The organism is Gemmobacter megaterium (genome assembly GCF_900156815.1).
GTDB lineage: Bacteria > Pseudomonadota > Alphaproteobacteria > Rhodobacterales > Rhodobacteraceae > Wagnerdoeblera > Wagnerdoeblera megaterium.
Window position 1 is genome coordinate 1 of the sequence record NZ_FTOT01000043.1, and the last position, 1,054, is coordinate 1,054.

General features: G+C 61.3%; 1 protein-coding gene. It reads left to right on the plus strand.

The genetic code is table 11. The annotated features are described in order from the left end of the window. Positions 1–67 precede the first annotated feature (67 nt). On the plus strand, positions 68–1,000 hold the full coding sequence (locus tag BW970_RS20250) for an IS5-like element ISPam2 family transposase (RefSeq protein WP_076534768.1): 933 nt from the start codon (positions 68–70) through the stop codon (positions 998–1,000). Positions 1,001–1,054: the final 54 nt, after the last annotated feature.

Genomic DNA, 1,054 nt, shown 5'->3' on the forward strand with positions numbered 1-1,054 from the left:
GGCTTTGTTGCAGAAGTCCCCAGGGAGCAGGATTCACACGGGGAATCCATGGGGTTAATGGTCTGAGATGACGAGACCTGATCCTGCCCGCTATCGGACGAATAACTGGAAGAGTTACAACGAGGCCCTGAAGCGGCGCGGTTCCCTGCTGATCTGGTTGGACAAAGACATGACGTGGCTTGCGCCGAAGGCCGGTGGCAATGGCCGACCGCCGGTGTTCAGCGATGCATCTGTCCAGTTTTGTTTGATGGTGAAGGTTCTGTTCGGGCTCCCACTTCGCCAGACGACCGGGATGGTGGCAAGCATTCTGTCGATGGCCGGTCTGGACTGGCCGGTGCCTGACTTTTCGACCCTGAGCCGTCGGCAGAAGCGCATCACGGTGCAAATATCGAACCGCCGTGCGTCCGGTCCGCTCAACCTGCTTGTTGACAGCACCGGAATAAAGTTCCTCGGGGATGGGGAGTGGCTTGCGCGTAAGCACGGCACGCAGCGTCGGCGCCAATATCGCAAGGTTCATTTGGCGATGGATACGGCCACCGGCGACATCCGTGCAGTAGAGTTCACCTCGAGCGACAAGGGCGACAGCCCCGTTCTGCCCCTCCTGCTGGACCAGATCCCTGCCGATGAACAGATCGGCACCGTGACCGGCGATGGCGCTTTTGACACAAGGCGATGCCATAGCGCGATCCTCGAGCGCGGTGGAACGGCGATCATACCCATCCGCAAGAACGGGCGGCGATGGCGGGAGAACTGTCCCGCCGCCAGGGCCCGCAACGAGATCCTCAAGGCGACACAACGCCTGGGGCGGGCAGTCTGGAAACGCTGGTCAGGATATCACGCCCGAAGCCGGATCGAGGCCAAGATGAGGTGTCTCAAGTCGTTCGGGGAACGCATTGCATCACGCGACCCGGATCGCCAAACCGCCGAGGTCCAGATCCGCGTAGCACTCATGAACCGCTTCAATGCACTCGGCACTGCCGAGATTGAACGCGTGGCCTGAACCCAACGGGGAAAGGGGCGCGTCTGGCCGCAGCCGGACTTCTGCAACAATGCC

What these genes read in the sequence shown, in the direction of transcription:
- BW970_RS20250 (WP_076534768.1), top strand. Translation starts at nt 68, where the DNA reads ATGACGAGACCTGATCCTGCCCGCTATCGGACGAATAACTGGAAGAGT.